Annotated in this window: 18 protein-coding genes and 1 other RNA gene; 9 read left to right on the top strand and 10 right to left on the bottom strand. The window is 43.1% G+C overall.

From position 1 onward, the window contains the following. Positions 1 to 282: 282 nt before the first annotated feature. Positions 283 to 735, top strand: coding sequence for a hypothetical protein (locus ACOJRU_RS03595; protein ID WP_421133687.1), 453 nt, complete (start codon positions 283 to 285; stop codon positions 733 to 735). 69 nt (positions 736 to 804) lie between these two features. Here the strand turns inward: ACOJRU_RS03595 and ACOJRU_RS03590 are convergent, their stop codons facing one another. The 4 genes from ACOJRU_RS03590 to tkt all read right to left on the bottom strand — a co-directional run bounded on the left by ACOJRU_RS03590 (position 805) and on the right by tkt (position 6,111). Beyond that, positions 805 to 1,704 carry a fructose bisphosphate aldolase gene (locus tag ACOJRU_RS03590; RefSeq protein ID WP_421133686.1) on the bottom strand — a complete coding sequence of 300 codons (900 nt, stop codon included), beginning with the start codon at positions 1,702 to 1,704 and terminating at the stop codon, positions 805 to 807. A 122-nt stretch (positions 1,705 to 1,826) separates the two neighbouring features. Continuing rightward, complete coding sequence (locus ACOJRU_RS03585) at positions 1,827 to 3,002, bottom strand: phosphoglycerate kinase (RefSeq protein ID WP_421133685.1); 1,176 nt, start codon at positions 3,000 to 3,002, stop codon at positions 1,827 to 1,829. An 87-nt stretch (positions 3,003 to 3,089) separates the two neighbouring features. Continuing rightward, positions 3,090 to 4,100 carry an erythrose-4-phosphate dehydrogenase gene (gene epd, locus ACOJRU_RS03580; RefSeq protein WP_421133684.1) on the bottom strand — a complete coding sequence of 337 codons (1,011 nt, stop codon included), beginning with the start codon at positions 4,098 to 4,100 and terminating at the stop codon, positions 3,090 to 3,092. 16 nt (positions 4,101 to 4,116) lie between these two features. Then, entirely contained in the window at positions 4,117 to 6,111 is a 1,995-nt protein-coding gene (gene tkt / locus ACOJRU_RS03575; RefSeq protein WP_421133683.1) for a transketolase, read from the bottom strand. Positions 6,112 to 6,501: 390 nt separating this feature from the next. On the opposite strand from tkt, the gene metK reads away from it, so the two are divergent. Both metK and ACOJRU_RS03565 read left to right on the top strand, forming a co-directional pair. Next, complete coding sequence (metK, locus tag ACOJRU_RS03570; protein ID WP_421133682.1) at positions 6,502 to 7,647, top strand: methionine adenosyltransferase; 1,146 nt, start codon at positions 6,502 to 6,504, stop codon at positions 7,645 to 7,647. Positions 7,648 to 7,846: 199 nt separating this feature from the next. Beyond that, positions 7,847 to 8,317: a hypothetical protein gene (locus ACOJRU_RS03565; RefSeq protein WP_421133681.1), complete on the top strand. Its 471-nt coding sequence runs from the start codon at positions 7,847 to 7,849 to the stop codon at positions 8,315 to 8,317. A 55-nt stretch (positions 8,318 to 8,372) separates the two neighbouring features. Here the strand turns inward: ACOJRU_RS03565 and ACOJRU_RS03560 are convergent, their stop codons facing one another. Continuing rightward, on the bottom strand, positions 8,373 to 8,873 hold the full coding sequence (locus ACOJRU_RS03560) for an exonuclease domain-containing protein (protein WP_421133680.1): 501 nt from the start codon (positions 8,871 to 8,873) through the stop codon (positions 8,373 to 8,375). A gap of 330 nt (positions 8,874 to 9,203) precedes the next feature. Here ACOJRU_RS03560 and ACOJRU_RS03555 point away from each other — a divergent pair, with 330 nt between their 5' ends. Both ACOJRU_RS03555 and ACOJRU_RS03550 read left to right on the top strand, forming a co-directional pair. Then, positions 9,204 to 10,379, top strand: a complete 1,176-nt coding sequence (locus tag ACOJRU_RS03555) for an ABC transporter substrate-binding protein (protein WP_421133679.1) — start codon at positions 9,204 to 9,206, stop codon at positions 10,377 to 10,379. Continuing rightward, complete coding sequence (locus ACOJRU_RS03550; protein WP_421133678.1) at positions 10,376 to 13,246, top strand: ATP-binding protein; 2,871 nt, start codon at positions 10,376 to 10,378, stop codon at positions 13,244 to 13,246. The genes ACOJRU_RS03555 and ACOJRU_RS03550 overlap by 4 nt, the downstream gene beginning before the upstream one ends. A 2-nt stretch (positions 13,247 to 13,248) precedes the next feature. On the opposite strand, the gene rnpB is transcribed toward ACOJRU_RS03550, so the two are convergent. The 4 genes from rnpB to ACOJRU_RS03530 form a co-directional block, all read right to left on the bottom strand. After that, an RNA gene (gene rnpB / locus ACOJRU_RS03545) (RNase P RNA component class A) lies at positions 13,249 to 13,599 on the bottom strand. 122 nt (positions 13,600 to 13,721) lie between these two features. After that, positions 13,722 to 14,894, bottom strand: a complete 1,173-nt coding sequence (locus ACOJRU_RS03540) for a diguanylate cyclase (protein ID WP_421133677.1) — start codon at positions 14,892 to 14,894, stop codon at positions 13,722 to 13,724. A 235-nt stretch (positions 14,895 to 15,129) separates the two neighbouring features. Further along, positions 15,130 to 15,522, bottom strand: a complete 393-nt coding sequence (locus tag ACOJRU_RS03535) for a hypothetical protein (protein ID WP_421133676.1) — start codon at positions 15,520 to 15,522, stop codon at positions 15,130 to 15,132. Between the two features lie 829 nt (positions 15,523 to 16,351). Then, entirely contained in the window at positions 16,352 to 17,023 is a 672-nt protein-coding gene (locus ACOJRU_RS03530) for a Fic family protein (protein ID WP_421133675.1), read from the bottom strand. Positions 17,024 to 17,455: 432 nt separating this feature from the next. On the opposite strand from ACOJRU_RS03530, the gene ACOJRU_RS03525 reads away from it, so the two are divergent. The 4 genes from ACOJRU_RS03525 to ACOJRU_RS03510 all read left to right on the top strand — a co-directional run bounded on the left by ACOJRU_RS03525 (position 17,456) and on the right by ACOJRU_RS03510 (position 20,137). Further along, entirely contained in the window at positions 17,456 to 17,713 is a 258-nt protein-coding gene (locus tag ACOJRU_RS03525; RefSeq protein ID WP_421133674.1) for a hypothetical protein, read from the top strand. Between the two features lie 76 nt (positions 17,714 to 17,789). Beyond that, positions 17,790 to 18,311 (top strand): hypothetical protein, encoded by a 522-nt coding sequence (locus ACOJRU_RS03520; protein ID WP_421133673.1) that lies wholly within the window; start codon positions 17,790 to 17,792, stop codon positions 18,309 to 18,311. A 25-nt stretch (positions 18,312 to 18,336) separates the two neighbouring features. After that, positions 18,337 to 19,335, top strand: coding sequence for a hypothetical protein (locus ACOJRU_RS03515; protein WP_421133672.1), 999 nt, complete (start codon positions 18,337 to 18,339; stop codon positions 19,333 to 19,335). Positions 19,336 to 19,861: 526 nt separating this feature from the next. Next, positions 19,862 to 20,137, top strand: coding sequence for a M48 family metallopeptidase (locus ACOJRU_RS03510; RefSeq protein ID WP_421133671.1), 276 nt, complete (start codon positions 19,862 to 19,864; stop codon positions 20,135 to 20,137). 65 nt (positions 20,138 to 20,202) lie between these two features. Here ACOJRU_RS03510 and ACOJRU_RS03505 read toward each other — a convergent pair whose 3' ends face one another. Beyond that, positions 20,203 to 20,925 carry a YebC/PmpR family DNA-binding transcriptional regulator gene (locus tag ACOJRU_RS03505; RefSeq protein WP_421133670.1) on the bottom strand — a complete coding sequence of 241 codons (723 nt, stop codon included), beginning with the start codon at positions 20,923 to 20,925 and terminating at the stop codon, positions 20,203 to 20,205. Between the last annotated feature and the right edge of the window lie 99 nt (positions 20,926 to 21,024).

Here is a 21,024-nt window from a genome sequence, read left to right as displayed (position 1 = left end):
ATGACATCACGGTTCTCTCTCCTTTTTGCGTTATTTTTATACGGTTTATGCGCCATAGTAGTGGATTAAACGTGCGCAGGTGAAATTTTCGTCGAGCGGGTTTAAATTGACGATAAAATCAATGAAATATTACCACGGGCCATGGCCGCACTGCCGCTCTTTTACCCACAAAGCCGACCATTTAGATACCAACATATACGCAAAATTTAGCCAAAGGGCGACTATGCACATATAATCTATGGTGTTACCTTTCAAAGAAGTCTTGGTGGTGGCGCTTTCAGTATGCACAATCTTCATGGTGAGTTTGAAACCGAAACAATCGGTAAACTATTGTTATTTTCAGGCAGAGGGCCGTGGAACGATGAAACCATGCGTAATGGCGTGGTAAAAATGTCTAAATTAATATCAAATTTTGATATTAATTTGCCGTGGGCGCAACTAAGTTGCCTTTATGGCGAAAGTCTTATGCCTCCCTCAACCTTTGAAATCTTCATCAAACAAACCATTATTCGGAAACAACGAGGGTTATCTTTTTTAGCTATTGTTATAAAAGACACGGATATCGCACGCACGATACGCAGTCAGTTAAGCTATTGCTATGACGCCGCGGGCGTCGAGCACGTTTTTGTAGACACCGTTGAAGAGGCTATCGCGAGTTTATCGCAAAACGGCTTTGCCTTTGACTCAGCAAACGTCACACACTTTTTTAAACAGCATGATTTTACTTCTCGATAACGTTCGATTGAGGCACAAAAAAAAGAGAGCGAATGCTCTCTTTTTTTAACACGTAAGATAATGCTTTAGTTACGATTTTGACGCCTGATAGATAGATTCAATCGCGCTATCTAATGTCGATTCAAACTCGTCTTGCGTTTGCTTAGCTGACACGCCTTGGGTAAGCGCACGCGAGAAACTCGCAATCATATCTTTGTTTTCAGCTAATTTAGCATTGGCTTCTTCGCGGTTATAACCACCCGATAATGCAACAACCTTCAGCACACGAGGATGATCAACCAGTTCTTTGTAGAAGTTTGCCTCGTTAGGAAGCGTTAGTTTGAGCATAACTTCTTGACCCTCTTGAAGCATATTTAACTGCGTCAAGATTTCTAGCTTAAGTAACGCTTCCGCTTCGGCTTTTTGCGGGCTGTGGATATCAACTTCAGGTTCAATAATAGGGACTAAACCTGCAGCAATGATTTGTTTACCCACTTCAAACTGCTGTGCGACAACATCTTTTATACCCTGATGGTTAGCAAGCTTTACCACACTACGCATTTTGGTGCCAAATACGTCTTGTGCAACCGCTTTTGCAAGGAGCGCATCAAGGTCTGGCATTGGCTTCATCACCTGAACGCCATTGCTTTCTTCTGCCAACCCTTTATCCACTTTTAAAAACGGTATTACCCGTTTTTTCTGCCAAAGGTAGTGAGCAGACGGCATGTCGCCTATTTCTCTGTCTAAAGTCGCTTCAAATAGAATGGCGCCAAGAACACGCTCGCCACTAAATGGTGCGCTTGTCACAATACGCGAACGCATTTCATGGACAAGATTAAACATCTCTTCATCTGAGCTGTATTCAGATTCTTCAACGCCGTAAAGGCGCAAGGCCTTAGGAGTACTGCCTCCGCTTTGATCCAGCGCGGCAATAAAACCTGTTTGTGTCGTAAGTTTATCCAGCATTGCTTGCTGAGCTTGTGATGCCATTGCAACACTCCTTTTTGTCGTTCTGCCGTTATAGCAGGTGTAGGGTTTATAATTATATTGCCGGATTACTTCACTGTAATACCGGCGGTAATCGTTGCCGATTAGGGTCGTGCAGGCTTAGCTTATTTGTTTTTTTCTTCAAGCACTGCAACAGCAGGTAACGTTTTGCCTTCTAGGAATTCCAAGAACGCACCGCCGCCTGTTGATATATACGAAACGCGGTCAGCTATTTCGTATTTATCCACCGCTGCCAGTGTATCACCACCACCTGCGATTGAGAATGCATCACTGCTGGCAATTGCTTCTGCGAGCGCTTTAGTACCGGCACTGAATTGTTCAAATTCAAATACACCTACCGGGCCATTCCATACGATGGTACCGGCATTTTTAATAATACTCTCTAATGCTTTTGAAGAATCAGGCCCGATATCAAAAATCATATCGTCATCAGCTACATCAGATACATGTTTCAACGTGGCTTCTGTATTTTCATCGAATGCTTTACCCACAAACACATCGGTTGGGACCGGAATATTACCGCCATTCGCTTGCGCATCGCTCAATAGCTGTTTGGCTTGCTCCGTAAGGTCCATTTCTACCAACGAATTCCCCACATTGTGCCCTTGTGCTGCGATAAACGTGTTGGCAATTCCGCCACCAACAATTAGCTGGTCGACTTTTTGCGCAAGAGACTTCAACACCGTCAGTTTGGTTGAAACTTTAGAACCACCAACGATAGCAACCATCGGACGTTTAGGGTTATCAAGTGCCTTACCGAGTGCATCTAGTTCAGCCGCTAAAAGAGGCCCTGCGCATGCTTTTGGTGCGAATTTCGCAACGCCATGCGTAGACGCTTGCGCGCGGTGAGCGGTGCCAAACGCGTCCATGACAAAAATATCGCACAGCGCGGCATATTGTTTCGATAGGGTTTCGTCATCTTTTTTCTCGCCCTTATTAAAGCGCACATTTTCTAAGATAACTAACTCGCCTTTTTCTAGAGCTACGCCATCTAAATAGTCTTTAACCAACTTTACAGGGACATCAAGCGCATCATTAAGGTAATCGACAACAGGCTGTAGTGAAAACTCATCGGCAGGCTCACCTTCTACAGGGCGTCCAAGATGGGACATAACCATAACCGATGCACCGGCATCAAGCGCCGCTTTAATGGTGGGGATAGATGCCCGAATACGAGCATCTGAAGTGACTTTCCCGTTTTTTACCGGAACGTTTAAGTCTTGTCTTATGAGAACGCGTTGACCGCTTAAGGCCATATCATTCATGCTTGGAATTGCCATCATCTTTCCTATGTTAAATTAATAATCAAACTAAATAACGGTGAAAGCTGCGGGGCTGGCGCTACCAACCCTGGCAGCACAATAGGTTTATGTTGCGTCGAACATTGCCTTAGCAGTATCGAGCATTCTGTTTGCAAAACCCCATTCGTTGTCGCACCACACTAGCGTCTTAACGAGTTGTTTATGACTTACCCGCGTTTGTGTTCCATCTACAATACATGAGTGCGGGTCATGATTGAAATCCACAGACACTAAGGGCTCTTCGGTGTAGTCGAGAATACCTTGTAAACGTCCCGCTTTGGCATTTCTAAGCGCGTTGTTTACATCACCGATTGTTACTTCACTGGCGAGGGTCACACTTAAATCCATTGCCGTAACATTGATAGTGGGCACTCGTACTGCTATTGCTTCGAACTTGCCCGCAAATTTAGGCAAAATGCGTTCAATTCCAGCCGCTAAGCGGGTATCTACCGGGATGATAGATTGACTTGCAGCCCGCGTTCGACGCAAATCTTCATGGTACGCATCGATAACTTGTTGGTCGTGCATAGACGCATGAATGGTCGTAATCGTGCCACTTTCTACACCAAATTCTGCATCTAAGGCCTGTATGACCGGAACAATACAATTGGTGGTACAAGACCCATTGGAGACCAATTTATGTTCACTGGTCAATGTGTCTTCGTTGGTCCCGTAAATCACGGTATTATCTAAATCAGACGAGCCTGGAGATGAAAAAAGGACTTTCCCAGCCCCCGCATTTAGATGTGCTTCACCGGAAGCTCTGTCATCAAATATGCCGGTACACTCTAGAACAATATCTACCTTTAGCGCTTTCCACGGCAAGTTTGCTATCTGTGGCTGCGCAAAGAGTTGGATGTTATGGCCATCAACATTCAGCGTATTATTTTCTAGCGACACATCAAAACGAAACCGCCCGTGGGCGGTATCATATTTTAGTAAATGGGCAATGCCCTCAGGTTTAGCGACATCATTGATTGCAACCACATTAAATTCGTTGTTACGCCCGCTTTCAAAAAGCGCGCGTAACACGTTGCGTCCAATACGACCAAACCCATTTATGGCAATGTTTACCATAGGTTGTCTTAACCTCTTAGTTGAGAGACAACGCAGCCTCTACAACAGCGTCAGTAGTAATAGCGAAGTGCTTGAACAAGTCGCCTGCAGGGGCTGACTCACCAAACGTATCCATTCCGACAATGGCACCATTTAAACCTACATACTTGTACCAACAATCCTTAGATAAGGCTTCAACAGCAACACGTTTAGTGACCGATGACGGTAATACGTGCTCGCGGTATTCTGCTGATTGACGGTCAAATACGTCGGTAGAAGGCATCGAAACTACGCGAACAGCTTTACCTTGAGTAGACAATATTTCTGCTGCTTCAACGGCAAGTTGCACTTCTGAACCTGTGCCAATAAGTATGATCTCAGGCGCGCCTTCGCAGTCTTTAAGGACGTAACCACCCTTAGCGATATCAGCGACTTGTTCAGCAGAGCGTGCTTGCTGTGGTAATCCTTGGCGCGTGAAAATCAGTGTAGTAGGACCGTCAGTGCGTTCAATCGCTGACTTCCAAGATACTGCCGACTCAACTTGGTCGCACGGGCGCCAGTTGTCCAAGTTAGGGGTAGCACGAAGCGCAACCACTTGCTCAACTGGTTGGTGTGTTGGGCCATCCTCGCCCAAACCGATAGAGTCGTGCGTGTACACAAAGATAGCAGGTTGCTTCATAAGTGCAGCCATACGAACCGCGTTACGTGCATATTCCATGAACATCAAGAAGGTTGCACCATAGGCTTTAAACCCGCCATGTAGCACAATACCATTCATCATGGCTGACATTCCGAACTCACGAACGCCGTAGTATATGTAGTTACCTGAAGCATCGTTTGCTTCTACGCCTTTGCTGCCATCCCAAATCGTCAGATTTGAGCCGGCCAAGTCAGCAGAACCACCAAGCAGTTCAGGAAGTAATGGACCAAAGGCATTCAATGCATTTTGTGACGCTTTGCGTGATGCAATATTTTGCGGGTTAGCTTGAAGTTCAGCAATAATAGCATCGGCTTTTTCACTAAAATCGACAGGAAGTTCGCCGTTAACGCGACGTGTAAACTCAGCCGCTAGTTCAGGAAACGCCGCTTCGTATGCAGAAAATGCGTCGTTCCACGCAGCCTCTGCTGCATTACCTTTTTCTTTTGCATCCCACTGTGAATAAATGTCGTCTGGAATGTCAAACGCACCATGGTTCCAACCCAGCTTTTCACGGGTTGCGATAATCTCATCTTCACCTAATGGTGCACCGTGACAAGATTCTGTACCTTCTTTGTTCGGTGAACCAAAACCAATAGTTGTTTTACAACAAATCAATGTAGGTTGTGCGGTGTTTGCTTTCGCTTTTTGGATAGCAGCACTAAGCTGGTCAGCATCGTGACCATCGACACCTTCAATCACGTCCCAGCCATAACTGCGAAAACGTGCTGGCGTGTCGTCGGTAAACCACCCTTCAACTTCACCGTCGATAGAGATACCGTTATCATCCCAAAACGCGACTAGTTTACCTAAACCTAGCGTGCCAGCTAGCGAACACGTTTCATGAGAAATACCTTCCATAAGGCAACCGTCGCCAAGGAATGCGTATGTAAAATGGTCGACAATGTCATGGCCGTCACGATTAAACTGTGCTGCAAGCACCTTCTCTGCTAATGCCATACCTACCGCGTTGCTGATGCCCTGTCCCAGTGGTCCAGTGGTTGTTTCTACACCTGGCGCATAACCATACTCTGGGTGACCTGGCGTTTTAGAATGTAACTGGCGGAAGTTTTTAAGCTCTTCAATCGGTAATTCGTAACCTGAAAGATGAAGCAATGAATACAACAGCATCGACCCGTGACCGTTAGAAAGCACGAAGCGATCACGGTTAGCCCATGTTGGGTTCGTTGGATTGTGTGATAGAAAATCACTCCAAAGCACTTGTGCAATATCAGCCATTCCCATGGGGGCACCTGGGTGGCCTGATTTGGCTTGTTGTACCGCATCCATACTTAGTGCTCGAATAGCATTGGCTAGTTCACGACGAGAGGGCATGTTATCTCCTGATTTTATTTCGTATCAAAGTGAGCGTGGAGGTAGACCGCGCATCCGGTTTAAGCGCTACTTCTATGTACGTTTGAAAGTGGCCGTTATTCTTACCCATGCCACCTTTCAGTTCAATTGGTTTTCACCATCAATATCGAAAGTAATCGTAAAAAGTGATAAACGCGTGTGGATTTCAGCCCATTGCGCGTAAATCTTCTATTCATTAGCTACGATTGTTCTTATCAAAACGTTATCGACAATAACCACACTTTTGATCTGGTTGTGTCAACAAAACGTAACGATAGGACTTTTAGACGTCTAGAAGTAAAGACTGGTATTTATAACTTGTTTTAGTACAATACCCAACTATTTTGAACAATAAACGCTTACGGAGCATTTATGGCCACGCATTTATTCACATCCGAGTCAGTATCTGAAGGACATCCGGACAAAATTGCTGATCAGATCTCAGACGCCGTTCTTGACGCCATTCTAGAACAAGACCCGCGTGCTCGGGTGGCCTGCGAAACTTACGTAAAAACCGGTATGGTATTGGTAGGTGGTGAAGTAACGACATCGGCATGGGTCGATATTGAAGAACTCACACGCAACACTGTCAAAGAAATTGGCTACACACATTCAGATATGGGTTTTGATGCTGATTCATGCGCAGTATTAAACGCCATTGGTAAGCAATCGCCAGATATTAATCAAGGTGTTGACCGCGAAAGCTTAGAAGAGCAAGGCGCAGGTGACCAAGGCTTAATGTTCGGGTACGCAAGCGATGAAACTGATGTGCTGATGCCCGCTCCTATTACGTACTCGCACCGTCTTGTGCAAAAACAAGCTGAAGTACGTAAATCAGGTAAGTTAGAGTGGCTACGCCCTGATGCAAAAAGCCAAATTACCTTTAAATACGAAAATGATAAGCCTGTTGGTATAGACGCAATTGTGCTCTCTACACAGCATTGCGACTCGGTATCAACAGCCACGGTTCGTGAAGCGGTTATGGAAGAAATCATAAAACCTGTTCTGCCGAGCGAATGGATTGACAAAGATACGCAGTTTCACATTAACCCAACAGGCCGATTTGTGATTGGCGGCCCCATGGGTGATTGTGGCCTTACTGGCCGTAAGATTATTGTAGACACCTACGGCGGCATGGCTCGTCATGGTGGTGGTGCTTTTTCAGGTAAAGACCCTTCTAAGGTTGACCGAAGCGCCGCTTATGCAGGACGTTACGTTGCCAAAAATATCGTCGCTGCAGGCTTAGCAAAACGTTGCGAGATTCAAGTGTCGTACGCTATCGGCGTTGCGCAGCCTACATCGATAAGCATCGATACGTTTGGCACTGGCGTTGTCGATGAGAAAACCCTCGTTGCGCTAGTACGCGAACACTTTGATCTTCGTCCATACGGACTTATTAAGATGCTTGATTTGGAGCGTCCAATATATCGCGCTACCGCCGCTTACGGGCATTTCGGTCGCGAAGCATTCCCATGGGAAGCCACAGACAAAGCAGACGCGTTGCGCGCGGCACTCTAAATAATCGATACCTACGTATTAAAAAAGGCTACTTCTGACTATGCTATGAAGTAGCCTTTTTAGTTTAAGCGTCTACACTTACATAAAGCGTAAGGATATAGCATTCGGCATCGCGGATAGTAGGCAAAAATAGTCTCATCAATGTGTCGTACCAAGTTAAGCGCTGGTTTGCCAACACACACTCTTAGGACGTACCATCATGAGATTCCGATTTTATTGGGTAGCATTGGTGTCAATGGTTTGTTGCCTCAACATCGGGGTAACACACAGTGCTGATTTAAATCAGCATTACGGTCCTATCATGTTTAAAAGCAAGCAAGTCGCAAAATGGCGATTACAATCATCATTTGACCCGCGCCACATTGATATCCCGTACAAAAATGCAAGCTGGGCACATACACAGGCCGTGCCTTTAAGCTCCGTAACCGCAAGTAGGGCATTTACCACTGCTTTACCGCAGCAAGTTTATGCCACTTTCAACACCACCGATAATGCTTATAATCAATATACCGAATGGTTCTATATACCTGAAGATATCGGGGCATCAGCGCGACTAGGATGGTTAATAGGAAACCCTGCGGGTTTGAATATGGCGGTAGAATATGAATATCGTCAAGTATTGGATAATGACAACAATGCGCTCACAATAGGTGTGTCGTACCTCTTCTAGTACAACGCCGCTCTGTGGCTGTGTAAACCACAATGAATATTTATTTATCGTCTATTTAATCGACTAGGCTGCGGGTTTCCATGTAAACCTGCTGCACTATCATTGCATCAGTACTTGCCCTGTGTCGCTTGGCGTCACTGCTGTCTAACAGGCGAGATTTAACGGCATGCCAATGCGCCATTTGTTTTTCATGAAGAATATATTCCAGCGCTCGGCATGAAAATGTCATATCAACACCTGCTGCAGAAAACAGCGTGATTAGCCATGGATGGTCGACAACCCACCCATCACTGTACACCATGGTATTTCCAAGAAAACTATTTAATTCCGAGCAAATATTAGCGGGTGGAATACCGTAAGAGTTAAGCATTTCACGGCTTATCCCATGCAAGGCCTCGGCGCTGTCATCCCAATGAACCCAATGGTCAAAAGGACGAATAAGTTTACACCACTTTGCACCATCATAGCGCACGACGCCAATCTCAATGGGGTAGCTTTTAGCGCCGAATCCACTGGCTTCCACATCAATGATGGACGGAGGGTATTTACGCTGCAACGCAACTCCCTATGCATGGTTGGTCATGGCACATGTTTAAATTTAGCCTTCTACGCTGTCCAAAATACGATGACACTTATAGGGTCACAATATCGTTAAGGTGTTAGTGCATTGCAAAAGCGTGCCAACTTGGCGTATTTCAAAGGTTCTGTAGCAAACTACACGGTTGCATCTGTAAATCATAAGATATCAACTACACTTACTTTGCCTTCATCGTTTCTGTAGGCATCTAAATGCCAAAATGTAGACCAAAGGATAGGCCAACGTGGGTAATCAGTGATTACTTATTCATATAAACTTAACAAGTCTCAAACAAATTATTGAAATTATATGTCTCGTCTATTGTTGTTCTACTTTGCTTCTGCATTATTTATTGCATCTTCCAGTGCTCAAGCAGAGCCCTCCCCTTTTATTATCGGTGTAGACGCTGACTTATCCTCATTTGCTATAGATGGCGGCAAAGCGATTCAGAGAGGGGTTCAGCTTGCCGTCGATGAAATAAACAATAGCGGTGGGTTACTTGGCCGGCAAGTTATTGTCAAAAGTAGAGATCATAGAGGAAACCCCGCGCGAGGGGTTCACAACATTACCCAATTCTCATCTATGAAAAACCTACTGGCAATCGTTGGGGGTGTCCACACTCCTGTTGTGATGGCTGAGCTTGAGGCTATTCATAAGAACAATGTACTAATGTTAGTGCCATGGGCGGCGGGTACACCCATTATCGATAATGGCTATTCGCCGAACAATATTTTTAGAGTATCGGTGCGTGATGCTGAAGCCGGCAAGGTGCTGATGAAACATGCGAAAGAAAAAGGCGTTTCCCGTGTTGCGCTAGTGCTTGAACGAACAGCGTGGGGGCGCTCAAATGACCGTTCCCTCACTGAAGCAGCAGCGCAACTAGGTATTACGGTAGCATCGAAGCACTGGATAAATTGGCAACAAAATGCATTTGCCGATGATATTACCCGGCTTAAAACGCAAGACGCACAGGCAGTGATAATGGTCACGAACGTGCCCGAAGGGGCAGTCGTCGTGAATGAGTTAATTCGCCAAAAACTGTCCTCTCTGCCGGTGATATCCCACTGGGGTATTGCCTCTGGAGACTTTGTAAAAAGGCTAACCTTGCCGGCTGAAAAGTTGGATATTGCCGTATTGCAGACGTTTCACTTCAACCGTCAGCCTACCTCAAAGTCGAAGGCCCTTCGCAAAAAATATAGTGCGAAATACGGCTCATCATTAAATGAAGATATTCCGGCGGCAGTAGGCATCGCACATGCTTATGACATCGTCTCTATGCTGGCAGCGGCGGTGAAAAAAGCAAATTCATCAGACGTTAATACCGTAAGGTCGACATTAGAAACTATGGCGCACCATGATGGTGCAGTGAAGTTTTACTCTCCCGCTTTCACCGCTAATCAACACGATGCGTTATTTGCCCCCGATTATTTCATGGCCACATTTAACAACGATGGTCACATTACGACTATGGAGACCGGTAGATGAGTAGCGAACAGCAGCCGTTGCGCAAGTTGCTGTTGAAAGGCATGTTGCCAAGGCTTTCAGCTTTGGTAGTGATTATAGTCACCATTACCTTGATGCTTACGTTTTATTTTATGCGTACTGAAGCGAATCGATTGCAGCAGCAGTCACTAGATAGTCTTAAACGAAACTTAAGCTTTGTAGTAGACGATACGGCAAAGCAACTGTCCAACCTTGCGGCAAACGATATCATCATAAATTCGCTTGTCGATGTTGAGCAAAGAGCGGATTACCTTCCCATGTTTTTTCGCTCGCTTCAGTTAACACATGCAAAGAACGTAAGCTTTGCTCTTTATGACTTTGCGGGTGATTTAATTATTGAGAAGAACTGGAACGTGCAGCTTCCGCTTCAGCTGCAAGACGCATGGCAACAACGGACACTCGGCGCATCAAAAGCATTTGTATCATTAACAAAGGACGGCGTTCTACTAACCGTTCCAGTACTCATGCAAGGGGTCGCAGAGGGCGCGCTGGTGATGCATGTAGACAGCCTTCAAGCCTTACTTGACGGATACCCCAGCCTGACAAACCAGGTGGTAACAGACCAAGATGGAACCGTTCTTTTTAGTAGTGATACCTCCTTCATTACACCTAATTCAAGGCTGCAGAGTTATGATACTAGTGGTTACCGCTTTAAATCGACCATGTGGCAAAGTTTAACAATATACAGTGTTAAACCATTTTCTATGGTTTATAAAGACATGTATTGGATAATCATGCTTATCATAGTAATGACCGTCGGTATGGTGATCATCAATATTCAGATGATAATGAAGACGACTCTGCTGGTAGAGCGAACGCTCACTAGACTTTACAATGATATAAAGCACAAGGCATTAAACGAGAGTGAAACGAGTGACGTTAAGGAAGAAGAGGAAGCGAAAGAACTCGTAATTATCAAGCTAGCATTTGATGAGTTAGTGATCGAACTGTCTGACATGTCGCTGTCAAACGAACAATTTTCTAATGTTATTGACTCAATGGGAGATAAACTTTTTGTTATTGATAAGCATCGAAATACGCTTTTAGAAAATCACAGTTTCAAACAGTTTCTAGATGAAGCTAAAACGCATTCAAACGTCATGGCGGAACAGCTTCTAGACGCGGTAGATGAGCAAGAAGCAAAGGAACTAAGCTATTATTCGGCGCTTGATGCAGAAAACAAAATTATTCGTTGGTCTGCCTCTGCATTAAGAGATTCTTCCCGTGTCGTGAAAGGGACGATATTCGTGGGTATCGATGTTACCGCGCAACGCTCTCTAGAAAGCCATGTGAAAGTACTTACTCATGCTATTGAAAAGGCTGAAGTCTCTATCGTTATTTCGGACATCACACGGGTTGGTCAGCCTATCATTTATGTAAACAATGCATTTACAGACCTTACCGGCTACGAAAAAGATGAAATTATCGGTAGTAACTGCCGATTTATGCAGGGTGACAATACCGGTCAAGATGATATTGCACAGTTAAGGAATGCGATAGCAGAGCACAAACCTATAGAGACAACACTACTTAACTATCGTAAAGATGGTTCAGCATTTTATAATCACCTTATGCTCACGCCTGTGAGTACCAATGACACCGTTACCCACTATATTGGGTTTCAACACGATGTAACGAAAAAAAGAAAGGCTGAACAATTCTTAGAAGAATCGAAACAACGAGCGGAAGAGTCTGCGCGTTTGAAATCGAGCTTTTTAGCCGGTATGAGCCATGAAATTCGAACGCCTATCCATGGGATATCTGGGGTATTACAGTTACTGGGCAAAACAAAACTTAATAATGACCAGCGCCATTTTCTCTCACTTGCGACCTTCAGCGTCGAGAGTTTATTGCATATCGTCAATGACATTTTAGACTTCTCAAAAATTGAAGCCGGACAACTTCAAATTGAAAATACGGTATTCAACCTGTCAAAAGAGCTGGAAACGCTTAAATCGCAATACGCGATATCATGCCAGGATAAAGGTTTAACACTCGACTTTACGATATCGCTTGCCGGCTATGAAAACGTGATTGGCGATGCCATCAGGTTAAGGCAGATAATGTCAAACCTCATAGGTAATGCCGTTAAATTTACTGACGCCGGACGCATTGGTATTAACATTAGTTTACGTGAGATATCAAAGCATGCGTTAAAGTTACAGGGGGAAATCACTGACACCGGTATTGGTATCGCTAAAGAAAAACTGCCCGGCATCTTTGATGTATTTACCCAAGAAGATCACTCTACCACGCGCCAATATGGCGGAACTGGTTTGGGCTTATCAATCAGTAAACAACTATGTGAATTGATGGGTGGCAACATAACCGTGGAAAGTGAAAAAGGACATGGCAGTAAGTTCGTCTTCTCGATAATTTTACGCGTTGTTGAAAATGACACGACAGATGGCAAACCGTTTATTGCACCCACAACCACAACAGTAATCAACAAGAAACAAAAAATATTGGTGGTGGAAGACAACGAAATTAATCAGGTTATTGTTCAACAGCAACTGCAAGATCACAACGTACACAGTGCAATGTCTGGCAAAGAAGCCATTGATGTTTTACGCAATGAAACGGGAACGTTTGACCTAATACTCATGGACTGCCAAATGACCGTCATGGACGGCTTTGAAGCGACGCAACGCATTCGCAATGGTGAGGCGGGAGAACGGTACAACAACGTTCCTATCATCGCACTAACGGCAAATGCAATGAAAGGTGACAGGGAGCAGTGCTTCAATGCTGGCATGAACGATTATCTTGGCAAGCCTTTTGACGTAGACGACCTGTTAGATAAAGTCGAATACTGGGCGTTTAGACGAGACAGCGACATCGTGTACTGAAAAGGTGGAGTTGGCCGTAAGCCGGGTTCTGTCGTGGGCAACCATTCCTCTAGATCAGCAATCGCTCACTGATTCAAGCAACCTACCCGATCCCCATGCGGGCCACACGTTAAGGGATCCTATTTGGTCTTGCTCCGGGTGGAGTTTACCTTGCCACACTCTGTTACCAGAGGTGCGGTGCGCTCTTACCGCACCCTTTCAGCCTTACCGGCATGTAAACATGCTTAGGCGGTCTTCTCTCTGCTGCACTTGTCGTCGGCTCACGCCGCCCAGACGTTATCTGGCACCCTGCCCTTTGGAGCCCGGACTTTCCTCCCCTCTCTTGCGAAAGCGGCGATTGCCTGGCCAACTCCGGGGCGCATTCTACATGAAGTATTTATGAATAGCGATAACTTAGAAAACCACTATCGGTTTACCGCATAAAACGGTTTCGCGAAGGGCAAACGGTGTCTACAAGATACAAAGTAGTTTGCGGTCATGTCATTTTCACTTCGAACAGTTCGGTAACCGTGGCGCAATTTCTTCCTTTTCGCTTCGAACTATACAGTGCGCTATCTGCTCGGTCTAACACGTCGTTCCATGCTTTGTCTGCGTCTTGACTGAGTGCGCTTCCAACACTTACTGTTGTTGAAATACTGGTATTGTTCTCTACCCAATGTGCCTTTGCGATTTCAACGCGTATGAGTTCACTGATTTGGTGTAACTCCTGAATTGACGTTTCTTCAAGAAGCACGACAAACTCTTCTCCACCTACCCTAAAGCACGCCTCTTTTCGTTTTGATGTTTTTTGCGCGAGTTGGCTGACATGCTGCAAGACTTTATCGCCAATATGATGCCCGTGAGCGTCATTGATTTTCTTAAAGTGATCGATATCAAACATCACAATACCTATCGCGCTATTATGCGCTTTAGCCTTACGAAATGCTTTGCTCGCTATTGACGCTAGTGCCTTTCTATTCAACCACCCCGTTAAAAAATCGGTTTCTGATGCACGTTTAAGCAGCACTACGGTGTCCCACGATAAAAGCGTGATAAAACTGACGGTAAGCATTGAAATAAAAACAATGACGGCAAGCGAGCCCACGGTTTGAATTAATTCACTATTCTCTAGGGCAAGCGTATTGTTTGCATCTAACAGCACTATCGTTCGTATTATCATTTGCGCCATAAACAGGAGCAACGTAGTGATAATCGGCCAACATGCTTTGTGATTTGTTTGGCGACTGTATCGCCATATTGACGTCAGTGCAGCACCGTCAAACATTAGCATTACGGGGCTTAAAATGACCATGCGTATCTCTACGGATTGCTCAAATAGCGGGAATAAATGAAGAAGTAATATTGTAAAAAACGTGACTGGAATAATAGCGCGATAATGCCGACCGTATACATATTCGGCAATGCCAGCCGTTAATGCGGCATGCCCCATAATATAAAATGCGTTAGGCAACATGGGGTATAAACTCGCACCAATGTCAAAAACCATAGCAAAAATTGCGATGAGGTTTGACAGAAGAAACGACACACCGGCAGCGCACCAATAAAGTGCTGACTTACGGCGCGTATCTCCAATGTAAAGCGATACCATTGTACAGGCCAATACAGCGCTCACAACGGCAGTACATACAATAACGGTGTATAAATCCATATCGTCTCTCGCTAATCCTTAAGCTTTGATGAAACCCTATTTCATTTAACAGTAGCACAGGAAGGCATTCACTATATATGAAGGTAGATTACAAAAATAAACCAACCAGGACGATTTAATTGCTCTAAGAACTATAAACGAATACAAAGCTTACCTGTGCACTGGGATGCACCAAACAAAGGTGAGATAAGTCTACATTTTCGCTTGGTTCACATGCATTAGAAGTTGTCTTTCGTTAATCACAAGTAAACTCTACCTTTGACATGGCAATTATCGGTTGTAAGGCAGTATTGCTTTCACTTGGCTCAAAATCTATGTTCTGTAAACTTTTTTCGACGAGGGCCAAAAACTCTACATCCGTATTCGCTTCCAGTATCTGCACATTAAAAACATCGCCATTTGAATCGATTAAATACTTCGCTTTTATTGTTACTGTTTGACCAGAGAGCAAAGCTTTCTGCTCTTTAGTTAAATATCTAGTCGGCTGTACATTTTTTGTCGATACCCAATATGTGCTTACGCTATCTGGAGAGGTAAGCGGTTCGGTAGTGAGGTGAGGCATCGAACCTTTCGTAGCACATGCGGCCAAAAATACAGAAAAAAGAAGCGTTGAGTACAATTTACGCATAATAAATCCTTTTATTTTTTTGAGTATGTATTAACTAACGTGTGAAACGTATCACAGATTAAAAGCCCCAACAATATCATTAGTTTTTGTATTGGGGGTCTTTTTAATAAGACGACGTTAGCATACAGATGGCACGAACTATTTGAAGAGAAAGCATAACTATGAGCCTTACCACTTTTGTAAGGCTCAACATATATAATTTACGTTGAACTATTAGTAGTCTCGAATTATATATTTTGCTTTTATGATTCGTTAAAGAACTTAATTACTGTGAACAGTTAGTGTTTACAGTAAATAAGTTGTTTAATACTGCCCAGTAAAATCAATAAGTGGGCGGTACCTCATTTTTAATAAAGATGTTTAACAGGAAACAATCTTATAGTCGAAACTTTGTTAGTAACTGCCTTCTAAAAGCTAGTATTTGAGCAATAGCAATGAATATTAAGACAACTATCGAAATCCGCATGAGATAACAGGCTCAGGATTGTCGAGCATAATGGCGAAGCCGCACCCGTAAATGCACTTTAACGAGCATTTTGTTAGATAAATAAACCAAACTTTACTTAACAAGCGTTGTAGCAAAGGCTTTAAAAGCATTGAAAGCCATAACTCCACCTTTTTTCTATAACTGATTTTACTTTTATTGAATCCGAAAATTCATGACTTTTCCCTGTCGAAGACCGCAAAAAAAGTGACTCAATAGTAACAGGAAAGCAGCTTAATAAATTAGAAAAAAATTTAAATGCAAGACCGAGAGCGTGCCCTCTCTACAAACTACTCGTTGTGGTGCTTGATGAATTACTAAAAGCAGCTTAACTTAGCGAATTGCTCACTTCGCAGTTGAATTCGCGTGTTCTTGCATTTCATTTTTTATGAATGAATCTGTCATTAAAAGAGCAGAGTACAATTTAACCATATTAAAATGGCTAGAGACAAGACTATTTACAAGGTTGCTTTCGATCTTATTATGCTTAATTCCTATTTTTAAAACACAAATAATTCTAGAAATAACCTGTTCTGAACCTGTAAGCATTTTAGCATAGTCCTCACTTAAAATTTTTTGGCTCAACTTTATAAATTCTAAAAAATCACGTTTCCATTTTAAATAGCCATTGTGGTAAGAGAGGGTTAAATCGTTGGTTTGGAGAGCAAAAGCATTTTTAACAAAATCATTGTGCATATATCCTTTCGTAGCATGAACATATGTTGAGAATAAACAAAAATGGTCGCCCAAAGAAAAAAGAAATGCCCTTGAAAAACGTCCATTCCCATCACCAAAAGGATGAATATGAATAAATTTAAAGTACAATTTAAGCAAACTTACATTATATTTTTTATTTACTTTTGACAAATCAAAAATCCATTCGTTTAACATAGATTCGACAATTTCATATTTTGGAGGGTAGAAGCACGCTTTATTTATTCTTGGACCTATTATTAAATTCCTCTCTCTAATACCATAACAATCGCTAGAAACATCTAAAATATTATGAGCAGACACGACTCCCGCGCAATCAAGAGCTTTAGATTCAAGCAAAGAAACTATTTCAAGGCTTTTTTCATGTAGTTAATTTTACTGTAAAAGTCTTCGTCATCGGCCTTGTTAAGTAAGTTATAGAAAGAGCTTTCTCCGTTTCTAGCAATACTTGTAGGAAGACTGGAAAATTTTAACGCAACAATAAACCTACAAGCTTCAACTATACCCTCTTGACTTTCTCTTGAATTCAATGAAAAAAGCAAAACACTCCACTCTTTTTGGTTAAATTTTAATTAAAAGGTATCACAAAAAAATAGCTTAACCATATGAAAAAATTAATGACTTCAAATTTCGATTACGGTTCACATAAGTAACAATTAACCATCATAAAACTTTAACACCCTTCATTTAACTTCAAGTAGCAGAATAGTGATGACAATTAAAAAGGGAATTCAAATGAAAATTTCACAGGTAGCGTTTGCAGTGAGCACAGGTCTCGCTTGTTGTATTGGCAATATAAATGTTTCAAGTGCGACAAGTATTGATAGCAACATCAAAATATCCGGAGTTTATTCAGCGCATTCTTTCACTGCGGACTCTGGCGTTTGCAATCGTGGACTTGATACTACCGAAATTCAGGACTGGTGGGACACCAACACGGGGGATTGGGGCGACACGTGTAGTTGCGAAAGTGACTTAGAACACTTGTCTTAAATTCAGTTTCTGTGTAACTGCACAACTGAATCAACTACGGCAAACGTAGATAAAATTCAATTATAGGACTTCACGGATGAAACTATCGAAGATAGCGATCGCAATAAGCCTTGGTACTACAGGCTTTCTTGGTAATATAGACCTCGTAGACTCAACCTATTTCAAAATAAACATGGGAATCTCTAGCGCACTCGCTGACTGTAGACCTACTGATTCTGGTGTCGCATGCGACCCTATTCCAGGTGGAGATGGATGGAATTGGTGGGATACCGGATGGGATGACTGGCACGATCCTGGTTTTGATAATCGAGACGGCGGTGATGGCGGTGGTAGTAGCCCTCCAAGTAACGGAGGAGAATCACCTCCTCCAACAACAGAGTCTCCCGAGCAATGCAGGTTGAGAGTTGATACTGAGTTTGCACTCTGCGAAACTAATGCTTACAACCGTTTTTCTGTAATTATGCGACAAGATTGTGCGAGAGGGGGACTTTGGGTAGCAATTGCCGACACTTGCGAACGTATAGCCAGTGCGGAAAAAGAGGCTGAACTGGCGAATTGTAGATTAGAAAAGGCACGTGGTGTACAAGAGTGCGATTGATAGAGATTGGTAAAAGGACCTAAAAGTGAAGAAAGCTCTTCTAACTACAGCTGTCATGATTGTTGTTACTTTGTTTTTGTTTTTGTTTAATAAGTTTTTCTACGATGAGGGCTTATCTCGCGCGCAAACTCCTCACATAAGAGAATCAAGTACTGAGACAGTTCCAACTAGTCAAAACATTGTTCAAAATACAAAAGATATTGATGAAAAGAAACAAGAATTTAATCCTGCTCAAAATTGGTGCGAAGAACAAAGTTTGTTCGATGTCCAAGAGAGAGTTAACATCTCAAATCAGCTCAACGAGTGGTCAATTCAACGTGGAGAGATCACTCTCCCTATATTAAACTCAAGTTTCGAAAATCCAAACGCTGAGCTAATTGCCCCATATATAGAGGCCCCCCTCGAAGATGTCGCATTTCATGCTAAGGAAGGTAATGAGTTTGCTTTGCTAGTATTAATGCAACGCCGAGACACACCTTTGCCTTTAAGATTGAAGTCCGCTAAATCCCTAGTTGTAAGCGGTCATACTTCAATAGCCCTAGCATATTTGGTATCGATGGAGTTAGCTGCAGCTAATCAAAAATACGAGCAGAGAGAAAAATTAGATGAAGAGGTCAAAAATCACGTATTACGAAGCTTAGTTTACGTTAGCTACGGGATTGATAAGTTGGACGCATCCGCGTTAAGGGCCTATCTTACATTTGTCAAAAATAGCGAGCGTCAATCAAAACGATTAAATCCAGAAACCGCTCTGTCCGACTCGGAAATAACAAAAGTATACGAATTAAAATCACAGTTTATTCATTCAATTGATATGGAAAGAGAAAAAAGAAACTTACCTCCCGTTGGGCAGAGTGAATTTCCTGATGTTGCTCTTAGAAGTTTCGAAACAAGCCTTGCTGTAGAGTATTACAATTTCGGAGTTTTGATTGAAGGAAGTAGAAACCTCAAAGGTGTTGGATATAGCTTTACAGATAAATCTGAGTGCTTAGAAAAACTTGTCAACGAAAAACTCTACAATTAACCGCTCACGAGGTTTCGCAAACATAAGGGCTGTTAAATGAGTGATTCATATCAATCGTCGCGACAACATGACTTTAGAACCAAAGAGATTGAACAGCGTTCAGAACGCCTTGAGCCTTACTAAGCGATAGTTAAATGCGGCCTATTTTGCCATCAACGTGAAATACTTAGGCTCAATTTTTGAAAGCGCTACAAGAACATGAAGTATACAAGCTCAGACTTAATCTGACAGTTGCCGTTTTTATACTTGCAGCTGTCGGGTTATATTTTCTAGTCGATAACTCAACTGTAAACCTTCTATTGATTTGGCAAGGTTTCTTTCAAGGTCTCTTTAATCATTGATAAATACTTTATTGCCTTTTTGGGAGTAGTCTCTTCGGCTTTAAACCCCTGTTTACCTCTACCACACGACTTGCAAAAAGAATCATCTACGTCATTTTCTTTTTGGCTACACATGCATTCCCAAAGCTCTTTTTCCTTACCTAACAGGCCTTTTTTCTTTCTGAAGACAGCGATTGTAGGAAACGATGCTTCAACAGTACCTATTAAAACCTGCCAGCATTCGAGTTATGGAATTACAAAACCGCTGGGGGTCATGCACTCCGAAAGGAGCAATAAACCTTCATTGGAAGTGTGCCATGTTACCTTTAAGTGTGTTGGACTACTTTATAGTTCATGAACTTGCGCATTTAGAAGACAAAAATCACTCTCCCAGATTTTGGCGCACAATAGAAAAAGTGATGCCAGACTATGGTGAAGCCAAGAAGTGGCTCAAATTTAACGGCGCTGGGATGCCACTGTAAAACTAAAAAGCCCACTTTAAAGTGGGCTTTAGCTATCTATTAAACGTTTTATTTACTCAAATCAGTTAGTTTGGCGTAATCGCATTATGATAAACGTCTTGTACGTCATCACAATCATTAAGCATATCCATGAATTTTTCAAACATCGGCATGTCTTCTTCGCTGATATCTGTTTCCGTTTGCGGCATCCAGCTCATTTCTTCCGCGGTAAAATTTATTTCGGGGTAAGCTGCCACAAGCGCTGTTTTCACTTGGTAGTATTCTGTATGCGGCGCATATACCGTCACCGTGCCGTCTTCGACTTCTACGTCAGTTACGTCAACGTCAGCTTCCATTAATACTTCCAAAATAGCATCTTCGTCGTCACCCGCGAACTGAAATACAGCTTGGTGATCAAACATATGAGATACCGCACCCTGAGCACCAAGTTTGGCATTGGTTTTCGTAAAACAGTTACGAACTTCTGTAATGGTTCGGTTAGCGTTGTCAGACAAACAATCGACTATAACCATACAATTACCTGGGCCAAAACCTTCATAACGCATAGGCTGGAAATCTTCGCCTACACCGCCCGCCGCTTTATCAATCGCTTTATCAATAACATGGCCTGGAACTTGGTCTTTCTTCGCTTTGTCCATCAAACGTCGTAGCGCTAAGTTAGTGTCTGGATCAGCACCGCCATTTTTGGCACATACGTAAATTTCTTTTCCGTATTTAGAATAAACCTTTGTTTTGGCGCCGGCAGTTTTTGCCATGGCGTTTTTTCTTACTTCGAATGCTCTACCCATCTTGAATTCTCTTGTTCGCAATTAACGCGTTGCGTTTTTTATTTTTACCTATCACTGCGGCTGTTTCTATGTCGCGATAACGTTGCGGCATCAGCCTCA

This window comes from Alteromonas algae (assembly GCF_049117195.1).
GTDB lineage: Bacteria > Pseudomonadota > Gammaproteobacteria > Enterobacterales > Alteromonadaceae > Alteromonas.
Note: the sequence above shows the minus strand (reverse complement) of the source record. Positions and strands in the feature narration are given on the sequence as shown.